The organism is Streptomyces sp. f51 (assembly GCF_037940415.1).
Taxonomy (GTDB): Bacteria; Actinomycetota; Actinomycetes; order Streptomycetales; family Streptomycetaceae; genus Streptomyces.
In genome coordinates this window covers 3598953-3622816 of record NZ_CP149798.1, presented here as the reverse complement: position 1 = coordinate 3622816, position 23864 = coordinate 3598953, and the positions used below count along the sequence as shown (strand labels likewise).

Annotated in this window: 21 protein-coding genes and 1 tRNA gene; 14 read left to right on the top strand and 8 right to left on the bottom strand. The window is 72.6% G+C overall.

Translation table 11 applies throughout. From position 1 onward, the window contains the following. Positions 1-198 precede the first annotated feature (198 nt). Complete coding sequence (locus WJM95_RS15850) at positions 199-1044, bottom strand: hypothetical protein (protein ID WP_339130380.1); 846 nt, start codon at positions 1042-1044, stop codon at positions 199-201. A 251-nt stretch (positions 1045-1295) separates the two neighbouring features. On the opposite strand from WJM95_RS15850, the gene WJM95_RS15845 reads away from it, so the two are divergent. Both WJM95_RS15845 and WJM95_RS15840 read left to right on the top strand, forming a co-directional pair. Further along, entirely contained in the window at positions 1296-1751 is a 456-nt protein-coding gene (locus WJM95_RS15845) for an ATP-binding protein (protein WP_339130379.1), read from the top strand. Positions 1752-1889: 138 nt separating this feature from the next. Then, complete coding sequence (locus tag WJM95_RS15840; RefSeq protein ID WP_339130378.1) at positions 1890-2714, top strand: triphosphoribosyl-dephospho-CoA synthase; 825 nt, start codon at positions 1890-1892, stop codon at positions 2712-2714. Positions 2715-2849: 135 nt separating this feature from the next. Here the strand turns inward: WJM95_RS15840 and WJM95_RS15835 are convergent, their stop codons facing one another. Then, positions 2850-4301 carry an aminopeptidase P family protein gene (locus WJM95_RS15835; RefSeq protein WP_339135592.1) on the bottom strand — a complete coding sequence of 484 codons (1452 nt, stop codon included), beginning with the start codon at positions 4299-4301 and terminating at the stop codon, positions 2850-2852. A 134-nt stretch (positions 4302-4435) separates the two neighbouring features. Next, positions 4436-5947, bottom strand: a complete 1512-nt coding sequence (locus tag WJM95_RS15830) for a PP2C family protein-serine/threonine phosphatase (protein ID WP_339130377.1) — start codon at positions 5945-5947, stop codon at positions 4436-4438. A gap of 482 nt (positions 5948-6429) precedes the next feature. Between WJM95_RS15830 and WJM95_RS15825 the strand changes: the two genes are divergently transcribed. Both WJM95_RS15825 and WJM95_RS15820 read left to right on the top strand, forming a co-directional pair. Next, on the top strand, positions 6430-7095 hold the full coding sequence (locus tag WJM95_RS15825) for a bifunctional DNA primase/polymerase (RefSeq protein ID WP_339130376.1): 666 nt from the start codon (positions 6430-6432) through the stop codon (positions 7093-7095). Between the two features lie 55 nt (positions 7096-7150). Next, complete coding sequence (locus WJM95_RS15820; protein ID WP_339130375.1) at positions 7151-7732, top strand: hypothetical protein; 582 nt, start codon at positions 7151-7153, stop codon at positions 7730-7732. 241 nt (positions 7733-7973) lie between these two features. Here WJM95_RS15820 and WJM95_RS15815 read toward each other — a convergent pair whose 3' ends face one another. From WJM95_RS15815 to WJM95_RS15805, 3 genes are all read right to left on the bottom strand, one after another. Next, positions 7974-8939 (bottom strand): DUF5926 family protein, encoded by a 966-nt coding sequence (locus WJM95_RS15815; RefSeq protein WP_339130374.1) that lies wholly within the window; start codon positions 8937-8939, stop codon positions 7974-7976. Between the two features lie 135 nt (positions 8940-9074). After that, positions 9075-9704, bottom strand: coding sequence for an ATP-binding protein (locus WJM95_RS15810; protein WP_339130373.1), 630 nt, complete (start codon positions 9702-9704; stop codon positions 9075-9077). A 128-nt stretch (positions 9705-9832) separates the two neighbouring features. Further along, on the bottom strand, positions 9833-10642 hold the full coding sequence (locus WJM95_RS15805) for a glycerophosphodiester phosphodiesterase (protein ID WP_339130372.1): 810 nt from the start codon (positions 10640-10642) through the stop codon (positions 9833-9835). A 257-nt stretch (positions 10643-10899) separates the two neighbouring features. Here WJM95_RS15805 and WJM95_RS15800 point away from each other — a divergent pair, with 257 nt between their 5' ends. Continuing rightward, positions 10900-12390: a trypsin-like peptidase domain-containing protein gene (locus WJM95_RS15800; protein WP_339130371.1), complete on the top strand. Its 1491-nt coding sequence runs from the start codon at positions 10900-10902 to the stop codon at positions 12388-12390. 79 nt (positions 12391-12469) lie between these two features. On the opposite strand, the gene WJM95_RS15795 is transcribed toward WJM95_RS15800, so the two are convergent. Beyond that, positions 12470-13312 (bottom strand): DUF2637 domain-containing protein, encoded by an 843-nt coding sequence (locus WJM95_RS15795; RefSeq protein WP_339130370.1) that lies wholly within the window; start codon positions 13310-13312, stop codon positions 12470-12472. Positions 13313-13769: 457 nt separating this feature from the next. Between WJM95_RS15795 and WJM95_RS15790 the strand changes: the two genes are divergently transcribed. Beyond that, positions 13770-13854: transfer RNA gene (locus tag WJM95_RS15790), tRNA-Ser, on the top strand. A 68-nt stretch (positions 13855-13922) separates the two neighbouring features. On the opposite strand, the gene WJM95_RS15785 is transcribed toward WJM95_RS15790, so the two are convergent. Beyond that, entirely contained in the window at positions 13923-14804 is an 882-nt protein-coding gene (locus WJM95_RS15785; protein WP_339130369.1) for a bifunctional DNA primase/polymerase, read from the bottom strand. 380 nt (positions 14805-15184) lie between these two features. On the opposite strand from WJM95_RS15785, the gene WJM95_RS15780 reads away from it, so the two are divergent. The 8 genes from WJM95_RS15780 (at position 15185) to WJM95_RS15745 (ending at position 23785) form a co-directional block, all read left to right on the top strand. Beyond that, the gene (locus tag WJM95_RS15780; RefSeq protein ID WP_339130368.1) at positions 15185-15496 is read left to right on the top strand and encodes a hypothetical protein; all 312 of its coding nucleotides are present in this window, start codon (positions 15185-15187) and stop codon (positions 15494-15496) included. Between the two features lie 426 nt (positions 15497-15922). Continuing rightward, the gene (locus WJM95_RS15775; RefSeq protein WP_339130367.1) at positions 15923-17173 is read left to right on the top strand and encodes an acyl-CoA dehydrogenase family protein; all 1251 of its coding nucleotides are present in this window, start codon (positions 15923-15925) and stop codon (positions 17171-17173) included. Further along, positions 17170-18135: a bifunctional MaoC family dehydratase N-terminal/OB-fold nucleic acid binding domain-containing protein gene (locus WJM95_RS15770; RefSeq protein WP_339130366.1), complete on the top strand. Its 966-nt coding sequence runs from the start codon at positions 17170-17172 to the stop codon at positions 18133-18135. The genes WJM95_RS15775 and WJM95_RS15770 overlap by 4 nt, the downstream gene beginning before the upstream one ends. Position 18136: 1 nt before the next feature. After that, positions 18137-19210 (top strand): acyl-CoA dehydrogenase family protein, encoded by a 1074-nt coding sequence (locus tag WJM95_RS15765; RefSeq protein WP_339130365.1) that lies wholly within the window; start codon positions 18137-18139, stop codon positions 19208-19210. Then, positions 19207-19653 (top strand): MaoC family dehydratase, encoded by a 447-nt coding sequence (locus tag WJM95_RS15760; protein WP_339130364.1) that lies wholly within the window; start codon positions 19207-19209, stop codon positions 19651-19653. Before WJM95_RS15765 ends, WJM95_RS15760 begins: the two co-directional genes overlap by 4 nt. Then, positions 19650-20816 carry a lipid-transfer protein gene (locus WJM95_RS15755; RefSeq protein WP_339130363.1) on the top strand — a complete coding sequence of 389 codons (1167 nt, stop codon included), beginning with the start codon at positions 19650-19652 and terminating at the stop codon, positions 20814-20816. The genes WJM95_RS15760 and WJM95_RS15755 overlap by 4 nt, the downstream gene beginning before the upstream one ends. A gap of 619 nt (positions 20817-21435) precedes the next feature. After that, positions 21436-22029, top strand: coding sequence for a SigE family RNA polymerase sigma factor (locus WJM95_RS15750; protein WP_339130362.1), 594 nt, complete (start codon positions 21436-21438; stop codon positions 22027-22029). Positions 22030-22141: 112 nt separating this feature from the next. Further along, positions 22142-23785, top strand: coding sequence for a long-chain fatty acid--CoA ligase (locus tag WJM95_RS15745; RefSeq protein WP_339135590.1), 1644 nt, complete (start codon positions 22142-22144; stop codon positions 23783-23785). Positions 23786-23864: the final 79 nt, after the last annotated feature.

Here is a 23864-nt window from a genome sequence, read left to right as displayed (position 1 = left end):
GTCCGGTGACGAAGGGGACGCGCGGGTGCCTCGGTGCCCCGCGAAAGGGGGCGAAGGGCGCCGGAGAACCGGCGGGCACGCGCGCGTGCGGCACGACCGCGTCCCCTCCGGGAAAGACCGTGAAGCCCGGCGCGTCCGCGGGGTCGAGGACTCCGGGACCGGGGCGTTCGGCGGATTTCCGTGAAGTGGCGCGTCGTGTCAGGCGACGAGGGCGAACACGGTGGAGGCGGGCGGTCCGCGCCGGACGACGGTGTGCTGAAGAGCGGTCGTCCGTGGAGCCAGGGGCGTGAGCAGCGCGGTGCGCGGCGTGCGCCCGATCTCGGGCGCCCCGGGAAGTCCCGTACGCAGGGCGCGTACGAGGGTCAGCGCGGCGCGCAGGGACCGTACGAGCGCCGCTTCGGTGACGCCCTGCGCCGACAGCCGCATCAGGCGCAGGAGGGCCAGGTCGCCGTGGCGCAGGACCCATCCGGCGGCGAGGGCCGCGAGCACGTGGGCGAGCAGCATCGGCAGGGAGGGCAGTACCGGCATCGGGCTGCCCGCGGCCGTGGGGACGGCGTCGGCGGCGTGCCGCATGCCCGCCATCCCCGCCATGCTCGTCATGCCCGTGTCGATCCGCGCGTCGGCGAGGATCCTCATGGCCTGCTCGGGGCTGATCGCCGCCGCGGCCGTACCGCACACCAGCCGGGCGGCGCGCGCCACGAGCGTGGCGTCGGACATCCGCGTTCCCGACGCCATCGCGCCCATGGACCCGGTGGCCGTCGAGGCGGCCTGGAGTCCCAGGCCGAAGAGCGTGTGCAGCACCGCCTGGCCGAGCGCGAGCAGCGCCACGATGCCGGGCAGCGCCCGTTCGCGGCCCGCCAGCGCGGCGGCGACGGCGAAGACCGCGAGGAACCCGGCGCCCAGGGTCCACAGGGGGACGACGGCGCAGGAGGCGATCCCGTGACCGGCCGCGGCCAGCACGACGCAGACCGCGGCGAACACCGCGGCCCTCAGGATCCGGAGACCCGCTCCGGAGCGCGCCGAACGCTGGTGGGGGGCAGTCATGGCCGGGTCATCATCGCACTGGGCCCCGACGCGCCGTGCGGCAGGTCCGATTGACGGCTTGTGACCGGTCCGTCCGCCGTACGGGGTACGCCCGAAGGGCCGACGTCAGACGCCTGATCGCTCCCGCATACACCGCTCCCGCGAGTGAGCGCGTCGGCCGTATGGGCGGCATCACGTCGTGTATGCGATTGCGCACGGGTCGTTGCGGCAATACGTAACGGTATGTCGAGCCGCGGCCGGGAGGCTGGAGCATGAGCATCTGGTGGTCACTCCATCTGCGGCGCGAGGCTGCGAGTGTTCCGCTCGCCAGACGCCTGTTGCTCGGCACGATGGAGAGCGCCGGGGTCGACCCGGACATCTCGTACGACCTCTCCGTCGCTCTCACCGAAGCCTGCGCCAACGCCGTCGAGCACGGCGGGGACGACGTGCGGGACCCCTCCTGCGGGGCGTACCGAGTGACGGCCTACCTCGACGGCGACCAGTGCCGTATCGAGGTCGCCGACTTCGGCCCCGGTTTTCCGGCCGGCAACGCCCCCACCCTCCTCCGCCAGGCGGGCGAGGACGCGGAGCACGGCCGGGGCCTGTGTCTGATCCGCGAGCTCGCCGACCACGTCCACATCGGCAACAAGCCGGGGCGCGGGGGCGCCGTGGTGAGCTTCGACAAGATCCTCAAATGGCGGACGGTCCCCTCGCTGCTGCCGGTCTGACGTCCGCGCGCCGGACCTCTCACAGGCCGGTGACAGCGCGCGCCCAGGTTCTTGAGGGCCTGCGCGTCTACGTTCCCTTCCCACACACCCGGCTCCGGTGCCTCCACCGCCGGCGTCCGCAGGGGAAGGGGTACGTCGATGAGCGGCCGCGAGGACGACGAGGCGCTGGCGGGGTCGGCGGTGGCCGCGCTCGTCGGGCAGCTGGAGCTGACCCCCAAACCCGGACTGCCCGACCCCCGTGACCTCCGCGCCGGGGTCACCCGCCGGGACCTGCGCGCCCTGCGCTGGTCCGCGAAGGCACTGGCACCCGGCCTCGCGGCGATGGCCGCCGCCGCCCGCCGCGACGGCGGGGCCACGCCCGCCCTTCGCGCGGAACTGGGGTCGATCGGCCGGTGCGCCGAGCACACCGTGGGCCTGACGGGCGGCGGCCACCGCGGCGCCCTGTGGGTTCTCGGGCTGCTGGTCGCCGCCGCGGCCCTCGACCGCCGGGCCACCGGACCCGAGGTCACCGCGACGGCCAAGCGGATCGCGGCGCACGCGGACCGGCGGGCACCGCGGCGGCCCTCCCGCGGCTCGACCGTCTCGGTGAAGTACGGCGCGGCCGGCGCGCGCGGTGAGGCACGTGCCGGATTCCCGCATGTACGCGGGGCGTTGGAGGCGCTCACCGCCGTCCGCTCGGCGGGCGCGCCCGAACCGTGCGCCCGCCTCGACGCGCTGCTCACCATCATGTCCACGCTCCAGGACACCGAGTTGCTGTACACGGCGGGGCCCCACGGCCTGCGCCATGTCCAGGCCGGCGCCCGGGGAGTGCTCGAAGCGGGGGGTACGGCCACGGAGGCGGGGCGTTCGGGCCTCGCCGCCCTCGACGACGACCTGCACGCGCGCGGGTGGAGCCCCCGGGGCAGCGGAGCCCTGCTCGCGGGCGCGCTGTTCGTGGACGCCCTGCCGGTCCCACCCCTCTGACACCTGTTCGGGTCCGCGTCCCGCATCGGCCCGCGAGCCGTCACCGGCGAACTCCCGCTCCCGGACGCACCGGTGGCCGGGCACCCCGAAGGGAACCCGGCCACCGGCTTCGTATCGGCCCTCGCGGGCACGGCGTCAGCCCTTGAGGGACGCCATCCAGGCCTCGACCTCGTCCGAGCGGCGCGGCAGGCCGGCCGACAGGTTCCGGTTGCCGTCCTCGGTCACCAGGAGGTCGTCCTCGATCCGGACGCCGATGCCGCGGTACTCCACGGGCACGGTCAGGTCGTCCGCCTGGAAGTACAGGCCCGGCTCGACGGTCAGGCACATGCCCGGCTCCAGCGTGCCCTCGACGTACGTCTCGGTGCGCGCGGCAGCGCAGTCGTGGACGTCCATGCCGAGCATGTGGCCGGTGCCGTGCAGGGTCCAGCGGCGCTGGAGGCCCAGCTCCAGGACACGCTCGACCGGGCCCTCCAGAAGGCCCCACTCGACGAGCCGCTCGGCCAGCACGTGCTGCGCGGCGTCGTGGAAGTCGCGGTACTTGGCGCCCGGCCTGACGGCCGCGATACCGGCCTCCTGGGCGTCGTACACGGCGTCGTAGATCTTCTTCTGGATCTCCGTGTACGTGCCGTTGACCGGCAGCGTGCGGGTGACGTCCGCGGTGTAGAGAGTGTGGGTCTCCACGCCCGCGTCCAGCAGCAGCAGGTCGCCGGAGCGGACCGGGCCGTCGTTGCGCACCCAGTGCAGCGTGCAGGCGTGCGGTCCCGAGGCGCAGATCGAGCCGTAGCCGATGTCGTTGCCCTCTACCCGCGCGCGCAGGAAGAAGGTGCCCTCGATGAAGCGCTCGCTGGTGGCCTCGGCCTTGTCCAGGACCTTCACGACGTCCTCGAAGCCGCGCACGGTGGAGTCGACGGCCTTCTGGAGCTCGTCCGCCTCGAACGCGTCCTTGACGAGTCGCGCCTCGGAGAGGAAGACGCGCAGCTCGTCGTCGTGCTCGCGGGTGACCTTGTCGGTCAGCGCGGCCTCGATGCCGGCGTCGTAGCCGCGCACGACGCGGACGGGGCCGGTGGCCTCCTTCAGCGCGGCGGGCAGCTCGCGGACGTCGGAGGCGGGGATGCCGTACAGCTGCTCGGCCTCGGCCAGGGAGTGGCGGCGGCCGACCCACAGCTCGCCCTGCCCGGACAGCCAGAACTCGCCGTTCTCGCGGTTGGAGCGCGGCAGCAGGTAGATCGTCGCCTTGTGGCCCTCGGTGGCGGGCTCCAGCACGAGGACGCCGTCCTCGGTGAGGTTGCCGGTGAGGTAGGCGTACTCGACCGAGGCGCGGAAGGGGTACTCCGTGTCGTTCGAGCGGGTCTTCAGGTTGCCGGCCGGGATCACCAGGCGCTCGCCCGGGAAGCGGGCGGACAGCGCGGCGCGGCGGGCCGCGGTGTACTCGGCCTGGGCGATGGGCGCGAGGCCCCGCAGCTCGGTGTCGGCCCAGCCCGACTTCATGCTCTCGGCCAGCTCGTCGGACACGCCCGGGTACAGGCCGTTCTTGCGCTGCTTGATGGGCTCTTCCTCGCCCGCTTCGTCAGCGGCTTCGTCGAGCACGGCTTCCGGGGTCTCCGGGGTGAGCGCCTCCGACACGGTCTGCCTCCTTCATACGACTTTGGACCACCCCATCGTACGGTCGTACTGAAGGGGGCCCAGGGCCGGAGGACCTGTTACACCATGTAAGAGCCCTCTCACTCGAAGCGGGCCGCCAGGAGGACGACGTCCTCGTCGCTGTCCGCCTCGTCGAGACCGCCCGGCAGCACCCCGCGCAGCACGTGGTCGGCGATCGCGCCCGGGTCCTCGCGCAGCGCCCGCGGGACGCTCGCCGCCGCCGCGTGCAGCCGGGCGAAGGCACGGTCCATCGGGTCGCCGGTGCGGTGCAGCAGGCCGTCGGTGTAGATGAGCACGGTCTCGCCCGGCTCGGCGGTCAGCTCGACGCTCGGCGCCTCCCAGCAGGCGAGCATGCCCAGCGGCGCGGACAGGGAGGTCTCCACGAACTCGGTGCGCCGCGGGCCGATCACCAGGGGCGGGCTGTGTCCGGCGCCGGCCAGGGTGAGCTTGCGCAGGGCGGGCTCGCAGTAGGCGAACAGGGCGGTGGCGGAGCGCGCGGGTTCGGTCAGCCGCAGCAGCAGTTCGAGGTCGGAGAGGACGGCGACGGGGTCCTCGCCCTCCATGACGGCGTAGGCGCGCAGGGAGGCCCGCAGTCTGCCCATGGCGGCGACCGCGCTCGGACCCGAGCCGGTGACGGAGCCGACCGCGAGGCCGAGCGCCGCGTCGGGCAGCGGCAGGGCGTCGTACCAGTCGCCGCCGCCGTGCGGGCCGGTGCGGTGCCGGGCGGCGAGCTGGACGCCGGGGACCCGGGGCAGCCGTGGGGGAAGCAGCTCCTCGGACATCGTCCGCACGCACGCCCGCGCGCGTTCGAGCTCCAGCAGGCGGGCCAGGTGTTCCGTGGCGTAGCGGGCGTAGTGGCCGACGAGGTGGCGCTGGCGTTCCACCGGCTCGGCGGGTTCGTCGTAGAGCCACACGGCGGCGCCGAGACGGCCCGCCGCCTCGGTGGACAGCGGCAGCGCGTAACTGGCGGCGTAGCCGAGGCGGGCGGCGACCTCGCGGTGGCGCGGGTCGAGCCCGTCCTCCGAGAGGAGGTCCGGCTGGGTGATCTCGCCCTCGCCGCCCGGCAGTCCGTCCAGGATCTTGCCGTACGACATGGAGCTGCGCGGCACCGTCTCGATGTGCCCGAGATCGGCGTGGGCGAGGCCGAGGCCGATCGTGGTGTCGGGGCCGAGTCCGTCGCCGGGTTCCATGACGACCAGACCGCGCCGGGCGCCCACCAGGGCGGCTCCGGCGCGCAGCAGTTCCTGGAGCGCCTCGCTCAGCGTCGCGGTGCCCGCGAGACGCTCGGTGAGTTCGTGGAGCGTGGTGAGGTCCGAGACCCAGCCCGCGAGGCGGTCCTGGAGAGCGGCCCCGGGGCCGGCCGGCGGGACGGCCGGTGAGCCGCCCGCGGGAGCGGGCGCGGGCGCGACAGTGTGTGCGGGCGATGGAACCGTTGAATCGATTCCGGCCACTTTCGGAAGGTGAGGGGCGTTCATGACGTCCGGCTTTCCGACCGGTGCGTATTGCTCAATAGCATCGCAAACCCCCATGTCGTTCTGCGCCGCTAGCGGTGTCTCCACATGTACACGTACTCGTGAGGGGATGTCCAGCATTGTCCTGCCGGGATTCCTGGTGTCCGTGCGACCGGTGGTAACCCTTGCGGGAAATCAAAATTGGCCTAAAACTGACTCGGGCAACGGCTTATTGAGGTCGACTGGCCTCGTTCGACGGAGCGTCACAGCGGTCGTGATGGGTACGTACTCGGTGAAGGCCAGGGGTGGTTGAGATCCGCCCGGAACCTGGCGACGGACCCGGGCGTCTTAACCACCGACGACCGTGCCCCATCCTCCCGTGGCGGAGGCGGCTAGCAATACGCGGGACGTAAAACGCCAGGCGCCGCCACCCCACGCCATGCCCATGCTTTGGATGTACGCGGTATGGGCGCGGACACAGCCACATGCTCGGCCCAGAGGGGTTCCCCTTGTCTCCAGCAGGGGTGTGATGCGCCAGCAGGTACGCACAGTGAAGTGATCGACACATGGTGTGATGTGATCCTCGGTGTTGCCAGGCGTGCAACGGAAAGGAACGAGCGCTCATGCGCGAGATCCTCGGAAGGCGACGCAGGCTCCTGTCCAGGCGGAACGACGGGAAGCCTGAGATGCTCAGCGCGGCCCTGACCTTCGCGACCTCATGGCGGTGGCCCGTCCTCCCGGGTGTGGCGGCCGACCCGCAGGGGCGCGCCCGCTGCGGCTGCCCCGACCCGGAGTGCACGGTGCCGGGCGCCCATCCCTTCGATCCCGGGCTCCTCGCGGCCACCACGGACGAGCGCATGGTGCGCTGGTGGTGGACCAATCGGCCCACGGCCTCCGTCGTGCTGGCCACCGGCGGCGGCGCCCCGTGCGCGGTGAGCCTGCCCGCTCCCGCGGCGGCCCGCGCGCTCGACGCCCTCGACCGCACCGGGATGCGTCTCGGCCCGGTCGTCGCGTCCCCCTCCCGCTGGGCGATCCTCGTCGCCCCGTACTCCATGGAGCAGCTCGGCGAACTGCTCTACGCCAAGGACTTCGTCCCCGGTTCCCTGCGCTTCCACGGCGAGGGCGGCTACATCGCGCTGCCGCCGTCCGAGACGGGCCAGGGCCAGATCCGCTGGGAACGCGCTCCGCTGCCCGGTTCGGCCGCCCCCTGGGTGCCCGACGTGGAGGCCGTGGTGGATGCCGTCGTCGAGGCACTCACTCGTACGGGTGTGAGCGCGCCCGAGTTGTAAGGGCGTCCGGCGCGCGGCGGGCCGAGCGCCCGCCCGCGCTCGTTATCGTCCGGCTATGCAGCGTCTTTCCGGGGGGTACCGGGCCGCGACGGCGCCGGGCGGCGGGCCGGATCCCCGAAGGGTCCGGCTGGTGGCGCTCGCGGGAGCCGTGGTGGCCGTCCTCGCCGTGCCGCTGGCGGTGGCCTCGGCCGGCCCGGTGCGCGACGGCGGTTCCACGGCTCCCCGCGGCTCGGCGCCCGTCGGCGACCGGCCGCGGGTGCCGGGACCCCGGCGCTCTCCCCCGGCGCCCGGCCTCGCCACCGTCGCCCGGTGCGGCCCCGAACTCTCCTCGCCCGACGGCGTCGAGGCGCAGACCTGTGTCCTGGCGCGGGGCGGGGAGACCTGGGCGCGCACCTACTACCGCAACGCGACCGGCGACGCGCTGAGCTCGGCCCTGACGCTGATGGGGCCCGGCGGACGCACGGTGCAGATGGACTGCGCGCTGGACGCGGAGGACGATCCGGGGGAGTGCGAGACGCCACGGCAGCGCTCGACGGGGGATTTGGGGGCGTACTCGGCGATCGCGGAATTCGCGCGGAGCGCCGGCGCCGACGACCCGCTGCTGCTGCGCTCGGGGAGCAACTCCGGCCGTGGGTAAGGCGATTGATATTGTTCGGGATTCCGAACATGAAAAGACCCGGTTGCTGGCGACGGGGGATGCACCAGCAACCGGGCTACTCGAACGGTAACAAGAGATCGGCTGTTCGCAAATTCGATCTCGGCTATTCGGACACGGATTTACCTGTCACAACGGGGAGTTGTGACAGGAGTCACCCGTTCCCGTGGCCCCGAGAAGCTGACTGGTCGGTCAGTTCGCCGTTCTGTGGGCCCGCTGTGGGTCAGCTGAGGGTCACCTGGCGGTTGGTGAGTCCGCCGCGCGCACGGCGCTCGTCCGCCGTGAGCGGCGCGTCCGTGGCCAGAGCGGTGGCGAGGCGCTCGGCGAACTCGGCCGCCGGCTTCTCGACGTCCTCGGCCGTGACACCGCTCGGCAGGTCCCAGACCGGCACGGTGAGCCCGTGCGCACGGAAGGAACCGACCAGCCGGGTGCCCTCCCCGAGGCTCGAACGGCCCTCGGCGTGCAGCCGCGCGAGAGCGTCCAGAAGCTGCTCCTCCGCGTGCGGCATGACCCAGCGCAGGTGGTTCTTCTCGGGCGTCTCGCACCAGTAGGCGGCGTCGACCCCGGAGAGCTTCACCGTCGGGATGGCGGCCGCGTTGGCCCGCTCCAGCGAGGCGGTCACCTCGGGCGTGGCGTTCTCCGCGTCCGGGACCCAGAACTCGAAGCCGCTGTGCACTTCTGGCTCGAAGGCGCCTTCGGGGTCGAGCAGGTCCTGGAGCCGCGGGCCGTCGGCCGGGGCGCGCCGTCCCTCGACCGGGGTGCCGGGCGGCGCGACCAGCGCGCGCTGGAGGGTGTCGGCCAGGTCGCGGCTGATGTCGCCGGACGACGTGTCGTTCTGGAGGCCGAGCAGCACCGAGCCGTCCTCGCGGCGCAGGGCGGGCCAGGCCATCGGCAGGACCGTGGCGAGGGTGACCGAGGGAACGCCCTCGGGCAGGCTCTCCTTGAGCTTCAGCCCGACCGTCGCGGCGGGCACCAGTTCGCGCAGCGCGACCCAGTCGCCCTCGCCCCGCAGACCCTCGAAGGGCCGGTGCACCAGCTCGGTCGCGGCGTGCGCGGCGGCCCGGCCGTGGCAGGCCTTGTAGCGCCGGCCGCTGCCGCAGGGGCAGGGCTCGCGGGCGCCTACGACCGGGATCTCGCCGTCCTTGAGCTGCGGCTGCTTGGCCTTCGTCTGGGGTCGCTTCTTGGCCATCGTGGCTGTCTCCCGATCACGGCTCGTCTCGTACTGGCGCGAGCCTAGCCGTTCGTACGGAGACCGACGGGAACCTGTGGACAACGCACCGCGTCGTCCGGAGCCCGTCGGCCGCTCCGCGCGCCCCGGTCCGGCTCAGCCGAGGTCGTCGAAGGCGTCCGTGAACTCCAGGGCGGAGAGGCCGGACACCCTCGGTGACGCGACGCGCGTAGCGAAGTCGTCGTGCCGGCGCGCCGTTTCCACGTCGCCTTGGACGACCACCCACACCGTGACCTCGCCGTGGACGTCGTCCCGGACACCCCAGTCCTTGGCCAGCGCCCTGATGATGTTCAGCCCGCGGCCGCCCCGGGCGGTGACCGACGGCGTGGCGGGCACGGGGCGGGTCGGGCCGCCGCCGTCCGTCACCTCGACCGTCAGCCGGCCCGCGGGGTCGACGCGCCAGGCCGCGCGCACATGGCCGTCGCCCGTGAGCGCGTCGCCCAGGGGCCTGCCGTGCCGGCACGCATTGCTGAGCAGTTCGGAAAGGATCAGTACGGCGTCGTCGACGACCGTTTCCGCCACACCCCCCGAACGCAGCTGATCGCGCATCCGGTGTCTTGCTTCCCCCACGCCCGCAGGGCCATGGGGTACGGCCATGCTCGACGACGTGGGCACCTCCTGTGCCACCACCAACGCCACCCCCGAGACCTCCTTCACCCCACGCCACGGTGTGGATGCCCCACTGGACTGGACCGGAAACCGGCCAATCGACGTCTGCTGACGCACTCGTAACGATCGAATGCGGAGCGAACGCGCCGGTGCACTCCCTGTGACCGAGTGGCCGGTTATCGCCGGTTTCCGAGGGGCGCCCGCGGTGTTTCCCGGCGCGGTCGCCGGCCCCCGGACGGGCCAGGTCAGCGGCCCAGTTGACGCAGGACCGCGCGCGGCCGGTTGGTGATGATGGCGTCGATGCCCAGCTCAACGCAGAGATCGACGTCCTCGGGCTCGTTCACGGTCCAGACGTGCACCTGGTGACCGGCGCGTTTCAGCCGCTCGATGTACGCGGGGTGGTTCCTCACGATCCGCATGGAAGGGCCCGCGATCCGGACACCGGCGGGCAGTCTTCCGTCCCGCAGCCGGGGGGAGACGAACTGGAGCAGATACACCGTCGGCAGGGTCGGGGACGCGGCCCTGACCCGGTGCAGCGAGCGCGCCGAGAAGCTCATCACGCGCACGGGGGACTCGGCCGGGACGGCGGGGGTGTCCAGGCCGAACCGCTTCAGCAGGTGGAGCAGCCGCTCCTCGACCTGGCCCGCCCAGCGGGTGGGGTGCTTGGTCTCGATGGCCAGCTCCACCCGGCGGCCGGCGTCGGCGACGAGTTCGAGCAGTTTCTCCAGCGTGAGGACGGAGGTGTCCGCGAGGCCGCCGGGGACGTGTTCCCAGTCGGGCGACTCCTCGCGGTTCTTCCAGGAGCCGAAGTCCAGCGCGGCCAGGTCGGCGAGTTCCAGGGCGGAGACGGCTCCGCGGCCGTTGGACGTCCGGTTCACCCGGCGGTCGTGGACGCAGACGAGATGGCCGTCGGCGGTCAGCCGTACGTCGCACTCGAGGGCGTCCGCACCGTCCTCGATCGCCTTCTTGTACGCGGCCAGTGTGTGCTCGGGGGCCTCTTCGGAGGCTCCGCGGTGAGCGACGACCTGAATCGGGTGCTGTCGTGCGAGGGTCACCGCGTCATGGTGCCACCGACGCCCGGCGCATGTGAGGTGAGATATGTCCCAGACCATTCCGTTTGGTAATAAAAGTCCGTTATAAAGGATGGCCTCGGACGCACAGCCACCGCTTATGGTGCCCTGACGCCCTGTGGGAAAAGCTGACGGCGTACAAAAGCACATGCACAGCTGAATCGCGCCGGGCCATCGACAAGCGTGAGTGGGCGTGACCGAGTGCGACCGAGAACAACAGCCGTGGATCGAGGAGAAGAGCTGTGAGCACCGAGAACGAGGGCAACGCAGTACCCCCGGCCCCGTCCGCACCTCCCGTGCCGGTGGAAACTCCCGCTGCTTCCGCGCAGGGCGCCCCGCCCGCGGGGGACGCGCCGACCGCTCCGATCCCCGCGGTGCCCGGCACCCCCGGCGCACCGGAGCACGAGTCGGCGCCCGCGGGCATGCCGGCGTACGCGTCGAACGGAGCCGGGCAGGGCGCCGACCCGTACGGACAGGCTCCGGCCCGGGGCTCCGCGCCCGAGGCGGGCTGGCCGCCTCCGCCGCCCGCCACCCCCGCGTACGCCGACGGCGGGGGCGCGGGGCACGGCGGCTGGGGTTCCGCCTACCAGCAGCCGGCGCCGAAGCCCAAGAACGGCCGCGGCGGTCTGGTCGCTGCGGTCCTGGTGGCCGCGCTGGTCGCCGGCGGTGTCGGCGGAGGCATCGGCTACTCGCTGGCCAAGAACGACGACAACTCCACCGACTCGACGACGGTCTCCGCGCCGAGCACCAGCGGACAGGTCAAGCGCGCCTCGGGCACGGTCGCGAACGTGGCCGCGAACGCGCTGCCGAGCACCGTCACCATCGAGGCCCAGAGCACCAACGGCGAGGGTGGCACCGGCACCGGCTTCGTCTTCGACAAGCAGGGCCACATCCTCACCAACAACCACGTGGTGGCGGACGCGGTCGACGGCGGCAAGCTCACCGCCACCTTCCCGAGCGGCAAGAAGTACGACGCCGAGGTGGTCGGCCACGCGCAGGGCTACGACGTCGCGGTCATCAAGCTGAAGAACGCGCCCTCGGACCTGAAGCCGCTCGCCCTCGGCGACTCCGACAAGGTGGCCGTCGGCGACCCGACCATCGCGATCGGCGCGCCCTTCGGTCTCTCCAACACGGTGACCACGGGCATCATCAGCGCGAAGAACCGTCCGGTCGCCTCCAGCGACGGCAGCGCCAGCAGCAAGTCCTCGTACATGAGCGCCCTCCAGACGGACGCCTCGATCAACCCGGGCAACTCCGGCGGTCCGCTGCTCGACTCGGCGGGCGCGGTGATCGGCATCAACTCGGCGATCCAGTCGTCGAGCAGCGGCGGTCTCGGCGGCTCCGGCCAGTCCGGCTCGATCGGCCTCGGCTTCGCCATCCCGGTCAACCAGGCCAAGTACGTGGCCCAGCAGCTGATCCAGACGGGCAAGCCGGTCTACGCGAAGATCGGCGCGTCCGTCTCCCTGGAGGACGGCACGGGCGGCGCGAAGATCACCGAGCAGGGCGCGAGCGGCTCCTCGTCCGTCGAGGCCGGCGGCCCCGCGGCCAAGGCGGGTCTCAAGCCCGGCGACGTCATCACCAAGCTCGACGACATGACGGTCGACAGCGGCCCGACCCTCATCGGGGCGATCTGGACCCACAAGCCCGGCGACACCGTCAAGCTCACCTACACGCGCGACGGCAAGACCCACACGGTCGACGTCACCCTCGGCTCCCGGGAAGGCGACAACTGACCTTCCGGTCGCACGCGGACGGGGTGCCTCTCACGTGAGAGGCACCCCGTCCGCGTCTGCGGGGCCGTCCGGCCCGGGATCAGGCGCGGGTCTTCTTCGCGGACGTCTGCCCCTTCTTGGAGGCGGTGCGCTCCGGGGGCGGCGGCGGTGAGGGACGCCGCTGCCGGTGGCGGGACACGTTCTGGCGCGGCGGCCGGGTCAGCGTGATCTGACGGATTAACTGCTGGAAGCAGGTCAGCGACGCGAGGGCGGGTACGACGGCGGTGGCGACGCCGGTGATCGTCTGGTGCGCGTCGGCCACACAGAACATCATGGCGACGGACGAGAACAGCAGGACGACGTACCAGGAGTGCACGGCCCGGCGCTGGTGCAGGGCAGCCCTCAGGATGGAGAGCGAGGCCACCATCCAGGGGCCGTAGACCAGGAGGGGCCACCAAGGTCCCGTGCCGCTCTGCGCGTTGGAGGCGATGCGCTGGAGGGGCGAGTAGGCCACCATGCCGCTGAAGACGCTCACCATCGACACGGTGGCGGCGGCGACGGCGGCCAGCACGAAACTGACGGTCTGGATCCAGTTCCGGGGATTGCGGACCCGTACCTTGCGGTGTCCGGCCGAGGAACGCCGCAGGGGCGGCAGTTCGGCGGTGATCTGGACCAGGTTGTCCATCGGGTCGCCGGTGAACTCGTCGGTGTACACCGGCTCGAACTCGTCCGCGTACGCCGGTTCGCTGCGCGGGGGAGGCACGGTGACCTCCTGCTCCGCCGCGGCGTCCTGGAGGAGGTAGGTGAGTTCCTCGACCGGGTCCCAGCCCTGGTCGTGCAGCGCGCCGCCGGGATCGCCGTACGTTCCGGTCTCCGGCCCGGTGGGATATCCGGGATGGTTTCCGTACCGGGCGAAGGAGAGATTCGGGTATTCGTCATTCACGGAAATTCGTCCCGGTCCCCTGAGTGCCGTGGCGGCCGGAATGTCCCGCGTCGTTCCACGGCCGGCCGATTTCCTCCCGAACCGTGTCGGGCGTGCGGGCACCTGGTCCGTCCGGCAACGCACGGGCCGGGCCCTCTGCCGTCGCTCCGCGGAGGAGGTCGGCCGGAGCGAGAGATCTTGCTTTCGCCATGTTCCGCTAACGCGGCTCCCCCGCCTCCAGATGTGCGGCAATCGAGTGAGCGGGCGGCGGCGCAAGTATTCACCAAAGCGGCTTTTCGTGTACGCGGGCCGACGGCTCCGGCCGCGTCGGCGGCCGGGCGTCGCCGGCACCCGGCCGGTGCCGTCGCGGGACCGGATCGGCGCTGGTCGATCCGGTGTCGATCCGGTGCGGACCGAGCCTCCGCGGAACCTCGGAGCCGGGTACTCTGTACCCGCTCCACCCGCCTGGGCGGAGCGGGGTGGGTTGCCCGAGCGGCCTAAGGGAACGGTCTTGAAAACCGTCGTGGCGCGAGTCACCGTGGGTTCAAATCCCACACCCACCGCGGATGTACGGCCCTCGACCGGGACGAACGGTCGGGGGCCGTCGTCGTGCCCGGCTCGGGGAAGGCCCTCACTCGTGCGGGGGTGAAGAGGCCGTCATCCGGGCCGCCGAGGCGATCGTCGAGCGGGCCTCCCGTTCGGGCAGGCCCGTGCGGACGGCGGCCTGGACGAGCGGGGTCGTCAGCTGCGGTCCGATGCCGTTCTCGTAGGCGCGGCACGCGGCCCAGAACAGACGGGTGTTGCGCTGGCCCTCGTGGGCGGCGAGCACGAACTGGACGAGCCCCTGGCCCTGCCGTTCGCTCGCGGAGGCGGCGGGGTGGTGGGCGCGGGCCGGGGGCGGGGGCAGGAGCAGCCGCAGGAGTTCGGGCGGGCAGGGCGCGGGAGCGAGCCGGGAGGTGCCGGGGGCGGTCCCGTACACACCGTGTTCGGTGCGTGAGCCGGGGCCGACGAGGTAGCCGCCGGCGCCGCGGATGTCGATGCCGGGGGCGAGGCGGCTCGCCGAGTTGGGGACGACGACGTCCGGCGGTCCGCTCAGCCACAGATGGCGGCCTCCGCTGGGAGTCAGGACGACGACCGTGTCCGGGATCGTGAAGAGATGGCGCAGGGCCAGCTCTCTCAGGGCGGCCGAGGAGTCGGTGGCGGACTTGGTGTCGAGGTCGACACCGATGAGGTGGTGCGGGTGCAGCCCGCAGGCGATGCCGTAGCCGGTGGCCCAGGGGGCGGCGGCGAAGAGTTCACGGATGCGCCGGGGCTCGGTCGAGGCGTCGTACACGCCGTGCCCGAGCCGGCCGCATTCGCCGTGGCACGGGCGGGGATCGGGGTCGTCCCGGTGGGGGGAACGCAGGGCCGGGAGCTTCGTACGGGACAGCGGGATCACCGCGAGCCCGCGCTCGGCCGCGGACAGGGCATGGGCCAGGGCCAGGGTGGTGGCCCGCCGGTCGATGGTGGCCATGACTCCATAATCGTACGAGTGTTCGAGAAAGGGAAGGGCTCGGGAGGGCTCTCCGGCTCACGAAGGGGCCGGGCGGGTGAGAGGCGGGGGCGGGCCCGGGAGGCGCCGGACCGCTCCCGTCGTTGCGGTGCCTGGGCCGGGCCGGCGTCAGGGGTCTGAGCAGGGGCTTTGTGTGCGTGAAGGTGGTTTATCGACATGTCATCACGCTTGAGGGGGAATCGCGGCTTCCGAGGTGGTTCGCCGGGACGGGCTGGGCAACTCTGGACTCGCGACGTCGTGGACAACACCGAGGCGGCCGGCCAACCGCCTTGGAACAAGCCGTCATTCGCGTACGTCCCGGCTCACCGCCGGTGCGTGCACCCGGTTCTGGAGGAACTCGCATGGCAAGCACCCGTACCGCTCGCGTTCTCGCCGCCGTCGCGGCCCTGCCCCTGGCCGTCACCTTCCTGGCCGGGGTCGCGGCGGCCGACAACGGCTCGATCGCGGACACCGGATCGAACGCGGGCGTGGCGACCGCGAGCGGCAGCGGGGTCGGACGCGACAACAGCGGCAATTCCGGGACCACCCAACAACAGGCGGTCGGCGGAGGGGCCTCGAACCAGAGCAACACCGCCCAGGTGAACGGCTCCGCGCCCACGGCCCTCAACCAGGGCAACTCGAACGTCCTCGTCACCTTCGTCAAGCTCTGGTGAGCCGGGGGCCGCCGGGCTTCCGCCGGCCGGGGGGTTCGCGGGCGGGGTGAGCGCCCGGTGGGGCGGGCGCTCGGGGTGAGCGCTCGGTGGGGCGGGCGCTCGGGGTGAGCGCTCGGTGGGGCGGGCGTTCGGAGGCGGGTGCTCGGTGGGGCGGGTGCTCAGGGGGTGGGTGTTCCGTGGGGGGCGAGTGCTCGGTGGGGCGAGTGCTCGTTGAGGGGAGCGCCCGACGGGGAGGGAGAGGGGAAGGGTGTCCGCGCGACGGTGCTTCGGCGCCGTCGCGCGGACGTGTTCCGGACCGCCTCGTGAGTGCGCCCGGCCCGGCGGTGCGCGGCCCGCCGGGGGCGGTGTCCACGACCTTGACAGCGAAAGGCATCTGACGGACAGTCAGAAAACCTTGTTCGTACGAGGTCCTGGAGGGCCGCCGCCGTGCACCTCGCCCCCACCGAGCGCCAGCAGCGGCTGCGCGCCGAACTCCGCGCGTACTTCCGGGATCTGATGCCGGACGGTCCGCCGCCCGCCGACGACCCCGGCCGGCAGCGGGCGCTGCTGCGCCGCATGGGCGCCGACGGTCTGCTCGGGCTCGGCTGGCCGGTCGCGTACGGCGGGCAGGGGCGCGGAGCGGACGAGCAGTTCGTCTTCTTCGACGAGGCCTACCGGGCCGGCGCTCCCGTCTCGATGGTCACGCTGAACACCGTCGGACCGACCCTCATGAAGTACGGCAGCGACGAGCAGAAGGAGTTCTTCCTGCCGCGGATCCTGAAGGGCGAACTCGTCTTCGCCATCGGGTACTCGGAACCCTCCGCCGGTACGGACCTGGCCTCCCTGCGCACCCGCGCGGTCCGCGAGGCCGCGGGGAGCAGCGGACCGGAAGGGACCGGCGTCGACGGCCCGGCCGATGACGGCCCGGCCGCCGACGGCCCGACCGATGACGGCGGCGGGCTCTGGCGGATCGACGGGCAGAAGATCTTCACGTCCAACGCCCAGAACGCCGACTGGATCTGGCTCGCCTGCCGCACCGACCCGGACGCACCGCGGCACCGGGGCATCTCGATCCTGCTCGTCCCCACGGACGCCCCCGGCTTCTCCTGGACACCGATCGAGACCGTGGGCGGCCAGACCACGACGGCGACCTACTACGACGGGATCCGCGTCCCGGCCGGGAACCTGGTCGGCGAGGAGAACGGCGGCTGGGCACTCGTCACCAGCCAGCTGAACCACGAGCGGGTGGCCCTCGCCGCGATCGGCATGCAGGCCGAGGACTTCTGCGCGGCCGCTCTGGAGGCGGCCCGCACGCCCGATCCGGTGACCGGACGGCGCCGGGCGGACGAGCCGTGGGTGCGGTACCGGCTCGCCGAGGTGCATGCCCGGCTGGCCGCGACCCGCCTGCTCAACTGGCGTCTGGTGGGGGCCGTGGGAGCCGGCGGGCCCGCTCCGGGGGACGCGAGCGCGGTGAAGGTCATGGGGACCGAGACGGCGGTCGCGGTGTACCGGATGTGCCAGCAGATCGTGGGCCCCGAGGCGCTGGTCCGCTCCGGTTCGCCGGGGGCCTTCGGGGGCGGCGAACTGGAGCGGATGAACCGGGCGGCCCAGATCAACACGTTCGGGGGCGGGGTGAGCGAGGTGCAGCGGGAGATCGTCGCGACGATGCGGCTCGGCATGAGAAGGGGGCGGCGGTGAACGAGGGGGACGGACTGACGGAACGGCTGAAGGAGTACGAGGGGCGTGCCGCCACCGCCGGGGGCGTCGGCAGGGACCCGGTGAACGCGCCGATGATCCGGCACTGGTGCGAGGCCATGGGCGACACCAACCCGGCCTACCGGGGGCCGGACGCCGTGGCCCCGCCGACCATGCTCCAGGCGTGGACGATGAGCGGCCTGTCCGGGCACACCGACCGCCCCGGCCGCTCCACGACCTACGACGAGCTGTTCGCCCTGCTCGACGGCGCCGGATACACCTCGGTGGTCGCCACCGACTGCGAGCAGGAGTACCTGCGCCCGCTGCGCCCCGGGGACGAGATCACCTTCGACTCGATGATCGAGTCCGTGTCCGGGCTCAAGACGACCAAGCTGGGCACGGGGTACTTCGTCACCACGCGCATGGACATCAGGGCGGGCGGTGAACTCGCCGGGACCCACCGGTTCCGCATCCTCAAGTACGCCCCGGCGCGGCGGAGTCCGCGGGACGGCGGCCGGCGGCCGGAGCCCGCGGAGGCGGGGAGCAGACGTCCGCGTCCGGTGATCAACCGCGACAACGCCGGGTTCTGGGAGGGCGTCGGGCGGCACCGGCTGCTGATCCAGCGCTGCACGGACTGCGGGGCGCTGAGGTTCCCGTGGCTGCCGGGGTGCGGCGCGTGCGGCGGCCCGGACTGGGACACGGTCGCATCGGGCGGCGAGGGGACCGTGTACTCGTACGTCGTCATGCACCATCCGCCCTTCCCGGCCTTCGACCCGCCCTACGCCGTCGCCCTCGTCGAGCTCGCCGAGGGGGTGCGGATCGTGAGCAACGTGGTGGGCGTGCCGCACGACGAGGTGCGGATCGGGATGCCGGTGCGGCTCGCGTTCCAGCGGTACGACGAGGAGCTGGAACTGCCCGTGTTTCGTGCGGCGCAGACGGTCGGCGGCCCCGGCGGGGGGAGCTGACATGGACTTCACGCCCACCGGGGAACAGACGGCCGCCGCGGAGCTGGCCGCGCGGATCTTCGGCGATCTCTCCACCCACGAACGGCTCACCGCGGCCGGGACCGGCAGCGACGCCGGACTGTGGAAGGAACTGTGCGCGGCGGGACTGGTGGGAGCGGTGACCGACACCGGGCTCCTCGGGCTGGTCCTGCTGCTCGAGGAGCAGGGGCGCACCACGGCGCAGGTGCCGTTCGCGGTGAGCTGTGTCTACGGACTGCTCGCGGTGACGGCGCACGGTTCGCCCGAGCAGCGCGAGCGGCTGCTGCCGGGGATCGCCGACGGGACGGTGGTGGTGACCGGGGCGATCACGGACCCGGGCGCGATGTCCGCGTTCTCGGGGCCCTCCTCCCCGGCCGCCTCCGGATCACCCTCCGCCCCCGGGGAGCTGACCGGTGTCCTGCCCGCCGTCCCGTGGCTGCGCGACGCCACCCATGTGCTCGTCGCCGACGGCCGGCGCCGGCTCTGGCTGGTGCGTGCGGCGGAGGCGGCGGCGAGGGAGCCGGTCGAGCTGACGGCGCCCTGGTCGGCGGGGCGGCTGGTGCTGGAGGGGACACCGGCCGAGCCGCTGGGCGGCGCCGGGGCGTACGACGACGTGCTGGCGACGGCGCGTACCGCCTTCGCGGGACTCCAGGCCGGTGTGTGCGCGGGGTCGCTGGCACGGGCGGTGGAGCACACGAACACGCGCGAGCAGTTCGGGCAGCCGCTCGCCGTCCGGCAGGGCGTCCAACTGCGGGCCGCCGACGCGTACATGGACACCGAGGCGATCCGCGTGACGGCGTACGAGGCGGCGTGGCGGCGCGACGAGGGGCTGCCCTGGGCGACGCACGCCCTCACGGCGGCCTGGTGGGCCGCCGAGGCGGGCCGGCGGGTGGTGCACACGGGCCAGCATCTGCACGGCGGGGCGGGCGCCGACCTCGGACATCCCGTGCACCGGCACTTCCTGTGGGGCAGGCAGCTGGACGCCCATCTCGGCTGCGGGGACGAACTGCTCCAGGAAATGGGGGAGTTGATCGTGGAAGGGGAGGCGGGGACATGAGGGTGGGCGACGAAATTCCGCCGCTGGAGATCGAGATCACCCGCACGCTGATCGTGGCCGGGGCGATCGCCTCACGGGACTACCAGGACGTGCACCACGACGCGGACCTGGCGCGCGCGAAGGGGTCGCCGGACATCTTCATGAACATCCTGACGACCAACGGCCTGGTCGGACGGTACGTGACCGACCACTTCGGCCCGGCCGCCGTGCTGCGCGGGGTCGCGATCCGGCTCGGCGCCCCCAACCATCCTGGAGACACCATGGTGTTGACCGGCCGCGTCGAGGAGGTCGACGGCGACACGGCGACCGTGCGGATCCTCGGCGCCAACGGCATCGGCCGGCACGTGACGGGAACGGTGACCGTCACGGTCCCGGCCTCCGCCGGCGCGCGCCACGCGGACGCGCCGTCCGCCGAGAGGCCTTCTGCGGGCGGTGCGGCATGAGCGTACGCGGGCGGGACGGTCTCGGCGGGCGGGCGGCGATCGCCGGGATCGGGGCCACCGAGTTCTCCAAGGACTCGGGGCGCAGCGAGCTGCGTCTCGCGGTGGAGGCGGTGCGGGCCGCGCTGGACGACGCGGGGCTGACGCCGGGCGACGTGGACGGTCTGGTGACGTTCACGATGGACACGAGCCCGGAGATCACCGTCGCGCAGGCGGCCGGGATGGGGGAGTTGTCGTTCTTCTCGCGCGTCCACTACGGCGGCGGGGCGGCGTGCGCGACCGTCCAGCAGGCGGCGCTCGCGGTCGCCGCCGGAGTGGCCGAGGTCGTGGTCTGCTACCGCGCGTTCAACGAGCGGTCGGGCCGCAGGTTCGGCTCGGGCGTCCAGCGGCGGGAGCCCTCGGCGGAGGGGGCGGCGCTGGGCTGGGCCCTGCCGTTCGGGCTGCTCACCCCGGCCTCCTGGGTGGCGATGGCGGCCCGGCGGTATCTGCACACCTACGGACTGACCCCCGAGGCGTTCGGTCATGTCGCGGTGGTGGACCGGAAGTACGCGGCGACGAACCCGGCCGCGTACTTCCACGGCAGGCCGATCACCCTCGCCGAGCACGCGGCCTCGCGGTGGATCGTGGAGCCGCTGCGGCTGCTGGACTGCTGCCAGGAGACCGACGGCGGCCAGGCCCTGGTGGTCACCTCGGTGGAGCGGGCCCGCGATCTGCGGCGCCCCCCTGCGGTGGTCGCGGCCGCCGCCCAGGGAGCGGGCCGCGCGCAGGAGCAGATGACCAGCTTCTACCGGGACGACCTGACCGGGCTCCCGGAGATGGGCGTGGTGGCCAGGCAGCTGTGGCGGACCGCGGGGATCGGCCCGGCGGACATCGACGTGGGCATCCTGTACGACCACTTCACGCCGTTCGTGCTGATGCAGCTGGAGGAGTTCGGCTTCTGCAAGCCTGGTGAGGCCGCGGACTTCGTCGCCGAGGAGAGGCTTCCCCTGAACACGCACGGGGGACAGCTCGGGGAGGCGTACCTGCACGGGATGAACGGGATAGCGGAGGGCGTACGGCAGCTGCGGGGCAGCTCCGTGAACCAGGTGCCGGGCGCCGCCCGTGTCCTGGTGACGGCGGGAACCGGGGTCCCGACCTCGGGCCTGATCCTCGGGACCGACACCTGAGACCACGGCCACCACGAATCACCTCGCACTTCCCGGCCCACCCGGCCCCGAAGGACCGACCTGCCCAGCCGCGCGCCCCCTTCTTTTCGCCCCCTCCGCCCCTACCCAACCCGTACCCGGGGGCTCCGCCCCCGGCCCCCCGCTCCTCAATCGCCGGAGGGGCTGACTGCTCCCGGAACCCAAAGGGGGCGGGCCGGCGGAGAGGCCACCCCCGGGGCTCCCCCCCAGCCCCCGCTCCTCAATCGCCGGAGAGGCTGAAGATCACGCACGTGAGGGGCTGAAACTCTCCCCGGCCGGGGCCGGAATGTGGACCGGGCACCACGACGCACCCGCACCCGGAATCGGACGCGAGGGGCCGTGCCGGTACATCGATGCCCGTCGCCACCGACGCCCACCCCTCACCCAACGGCGACGGGCTGATGCACCGGCACGGCCCCGACCCCCCACCGGACCGAACCCGCGACGGCCACCGTCTCTCAGGGGCGAACCCTCAGACGCGGCGACAGGCGTGTCCACCTTCAGGAGGTGAGGCCGACCCCGGTTCTACAACCTGAGGCGGACATGGCTTCGGGACCTGCGGCCGATCCGCCGGACGAGGGGGCGAACCTAGCGTGGAGCCATGACCACACTCGTCTGCACGAGCGCCTCGGACGCCGCCACCGGGGCGGCACGGACCCTGTCGTACCCGTCGTTCTCGTCGTACGTGAAGGCGCGCCAGCCGGTGCTGCTGCGGACCGCCCGGTCGCTCACCGCGAACCCGAGCGACGCCGAGGACCTGTTGCAGACGGCGCTGACGAAGACGTACGTCGCCTGGGACCGGATCGAGGACCACCGGGCGCTGGACGGCTACGTGCGACGTGCCCTGCTGAACACCCGGACCTCGCAGTGGCGCAAGCGCAAGGTCGACGAGTTCGTGTGCGAGGAACTGCCGGAGCCCGAGGGCCTGCCCGCCGCCGACCCCGCCGAGCAGCAGGCCCTGCACGACGCGATGTGGCGGGCGATCACCAAGCTGCCGGCACGGCAGCGCGCGATGGTGGTGCTGCGGTACTACGAGGACCTGAGCGAGGCCCAGACCGCGGAGATCCTCGGGGTCTCCGTGGGCACGGTCAAGTCCGCCGTCTCCCGCGCGCTGGGCAAACTGCGCGAGGACCCCGAGCTCATACCCGTGCGCAGGGAAGGCCCCCGGCCGGTGTCCGAGCGTGTCCTGCGGTGATCGATCATTCCGGGGCCTAGTGACATACCACGCGGTATGTGCGCAGAATCAGCGGAACCCATTACTACCGCGTAGGCAATGTCGCCCCCGGGAGGACGCCGTGCTGAGCACGATGCAGGACGTACCGCTGACTGTGACCCGCATTCTGGAGCACGGGGCGCTGGTGCACGGACAGTCGCAGATCACGACCTGGACCGGCGAGGGCGAACCGCACCGCCGCAGCTTCCAGGAGGCCGGCCTGCGTGCGAACCAGCTGGCCCACGCCCTGCGCGACGACCTCGGGGTGACGGGCGACGAGCGGGTCGCGACCCTGATGTGGAACAACGCCGAGCACGTCGAGGCGTACTTCGCGATCCCCTCCATGGGCGCCGTGCTGCACACCCTGAACCTGCGCCTCCCGGCCGAGCAGCTCGTCTTCATCGTCAACCACGCGGCCGACCGTGTGGTCATCGCCAACGGCTCGCTGCTCCCGCTGCTCGCACCCCTCCTCCCCCAGCTGCCGACGCTGGAGCACGTGGTGGTCTCGGGTCCCAGCGACCGTTCGCTGCTCGACGGCGCGGGCGTGCGGGTGCACGACTACGAGGAGCTCATCGCCGGCAAGCCGGCCGTCTACGACTGGCCGGAGATCGACGAGCGCCAGGCCGCGGCCATGTGCTACACCTCCGGGACCACGGGGGACCCCAAGGGTGTCGTCTACTCCCACCGTTCGATCTACCTGCACTCCATGCAGGTGAACATGGCCCAGTCCATGGGCCTCACGGACCGGGACACGACCCTCGTCGTGGTGCCGCAGTTCCACGTCAACGCCTGGGGCCTGCCCCACGCGACCTTCATGTCGGGCATCAACATGCTGATGCCCGACCGTTTCCTCCAGCCCGCTCCGCTCGCCGAGATGATCGAGTCCGAGCGGCCCACGCACGCCGCCGCCGTCCCGACCATCTGGCAGGGACTGCTCGCCGAACTGACCGCCAAGCCCCGTGACGTCTCCTCCCTCACCCAGGTGACCATCGGCGGCTCGGCCTGCCCGCCCTCGCTCATGGCCGCCTTCGACGACCTGGGCATGCACGTCTGTCACGCCTGGGGCATGACCGAGACCTCCCCGCTCGGCACCATCGCCCGCCCGCCGGCCCACGCGGTCGGCACGGACGAGGAGTTCGCCTACCGCCTCACCCAGGGCCGCTTCCCGGCCGGCGTCGAGGCCCGCCTCACCGGCCCCGGCGGCGAACGGCTCCCGTGGGACGGCGAGTCCGCCGGCGAGCTGGAGGTCCGCGGCCCCTGGATCGCCGGTGCCTACTACGGCGGCAACGACGGGGAGCCGCTGCGCCCCGCCGACAAGTTCAGCGAGGACGGCTGGCTCAAGACCGGTGACGTCGGCACGATCAGCCCCGACGGCTTCCTGACCCTCACCGACCGCGCCAAGGACGTCATCAAGTCGGGCGGGGAGTGGATCTCCTCGGTCGACCTGGAGAACGCCCTCATGTCCCACCCGGACGTGACCGAGGCCGCCGTCGTGGCCGTCCCCGACGAGAAGTGGGGCGAGCGCCCGCTGGCCACCGTCGTCCTGCGGGAGGGCTCCACCGCCGACTTCGCGTCGTTGCGTGCCTTCCTCGCCGACGAGGGCAGGATCGCCAAGTGGCAGCTTCCCGAGCGCTGGTCGATCGTCGAGGCCGTCCCGAAGACGAGCGTCGGCAAGTTCGACAAGAAGGTCATCCGCAAGAGGTACGCGGAGGGCGGCCTGGACGTGACCAAGCTCTGACTCCGACGCGCGTACGGCACACATGAGCCGGGAGGACCGCCCCAGGGCGGTCCTCCCGGCTCACACGCTTCTCACGGGC

What these genes read in the sequence shown, in the direction of transcription:
- WJM95_RS15840 (WP_339130378.1), top strand. Translation starts at nt 1,890, where the DNA reads ATGAGCGGCCGCGAGGACGACGAGGCGCTGGCGGGGTCGGCGGTGGCC.
- WJM95_RS15765 (WP_339130365.1), top strand. Translation starts at nt 18,137, where the DNA reads ATGGACTTCACGCCCACCGGGGAACAGACGGCCGCCGCGGAGCTGGCC.
- WJM95_RS15785 (WP_339130369.1), bottom strand. Translation starts at nt 14,804, where the DNA reads ATGGCCACCATCGACCGGCGGGCCACCACCCTGGCCCTGGCCCATGCC.
- WJM95_RS15750 (WP_339130362.1), top strand. Translation starts at nt 21,436, where the DNA reads ATGACCACACTCGTCTGCACGAGCGCCTCGGACGCCGCCACCGGGGCG.
- WJM95_RS15830 (WP_339130377.1), bottom strand. Translation starts at nt 5,947, where the DNA reads ATGCTGGACATCCCCTCACGAGTACGTGTACATGTGGAGACACCGCTA.
- WJM95_RS15760 (WP_339130364.1), top strand. Translation starts at nt 19,207, where the DNA reads ATGAGGGTGGGCGACGAAATTCCGCCGCTGGAGATCGAGATCACCCGC.
- WJM95_RS15755 (WP_339130363.1), top strand. Translation starts at nt 19,650, where the DNA reads ATGAGCGTACGCGGGCGGGACGGTCTCGGCGGGCGGGCGGCGATCGCC.
- WJM95_RS15845 (WP_339130379.1), top strand. Translation starts at nt 1,296, where the DNA reads ATGAGCATCTGGTGGTCACTCCATCTGCGGCGCGAGGCTGCGAGTGTT.
- WJM95_RS15745 (WP_339135590.1), top strand. Translation starts at nt 22,142, where the DNA reads ATGCAGGACGTACCGCTGACTGTGACCCGCATTCTGGAGCACGGGGCG.
- WJM95_RS15780 (WP_339130368.1), top strand. Translation starts at nt 15,185, where the DNA reads ATGGCAAGCACCCGTACCGCTCGCGTTCTCGCCGCCGTCGCGGCCCTG.
- WJM95_RS15850 (WP_339130380.1), bottom strand. Translation starts at nt 1,044, where the DNA reads ATGACTGCCCCCCACCAGCGTTCGGCGCGCTCCGGAGCGGGTCTCCGG.
- WJM95_RS15815 (WP_339130374.1), bottom strand. Translation starts at nt 8,939, where the DNA reads ATGGCCAAGAAGCGACCCCAGACGAAGGCCAAGCAGCCGCAGCTCAAG.
- WJM95_RS15820 (WP_339130375.1), top strand. Translation starts at nt 7,151, where the DNA reads ATGCAGCGTCTTTCCGGGGGGTACCGGGCCGCGACGGCGCCGGGCGGC.
- WJM95_RS15825 (WP_339130376.1), top strand. Translation starts at nt 6,430, where the DNA reads ATGCGCGAGATCCTCGGAAGGCGACGCAGGCTCCTGTCCAGGCGGAAC.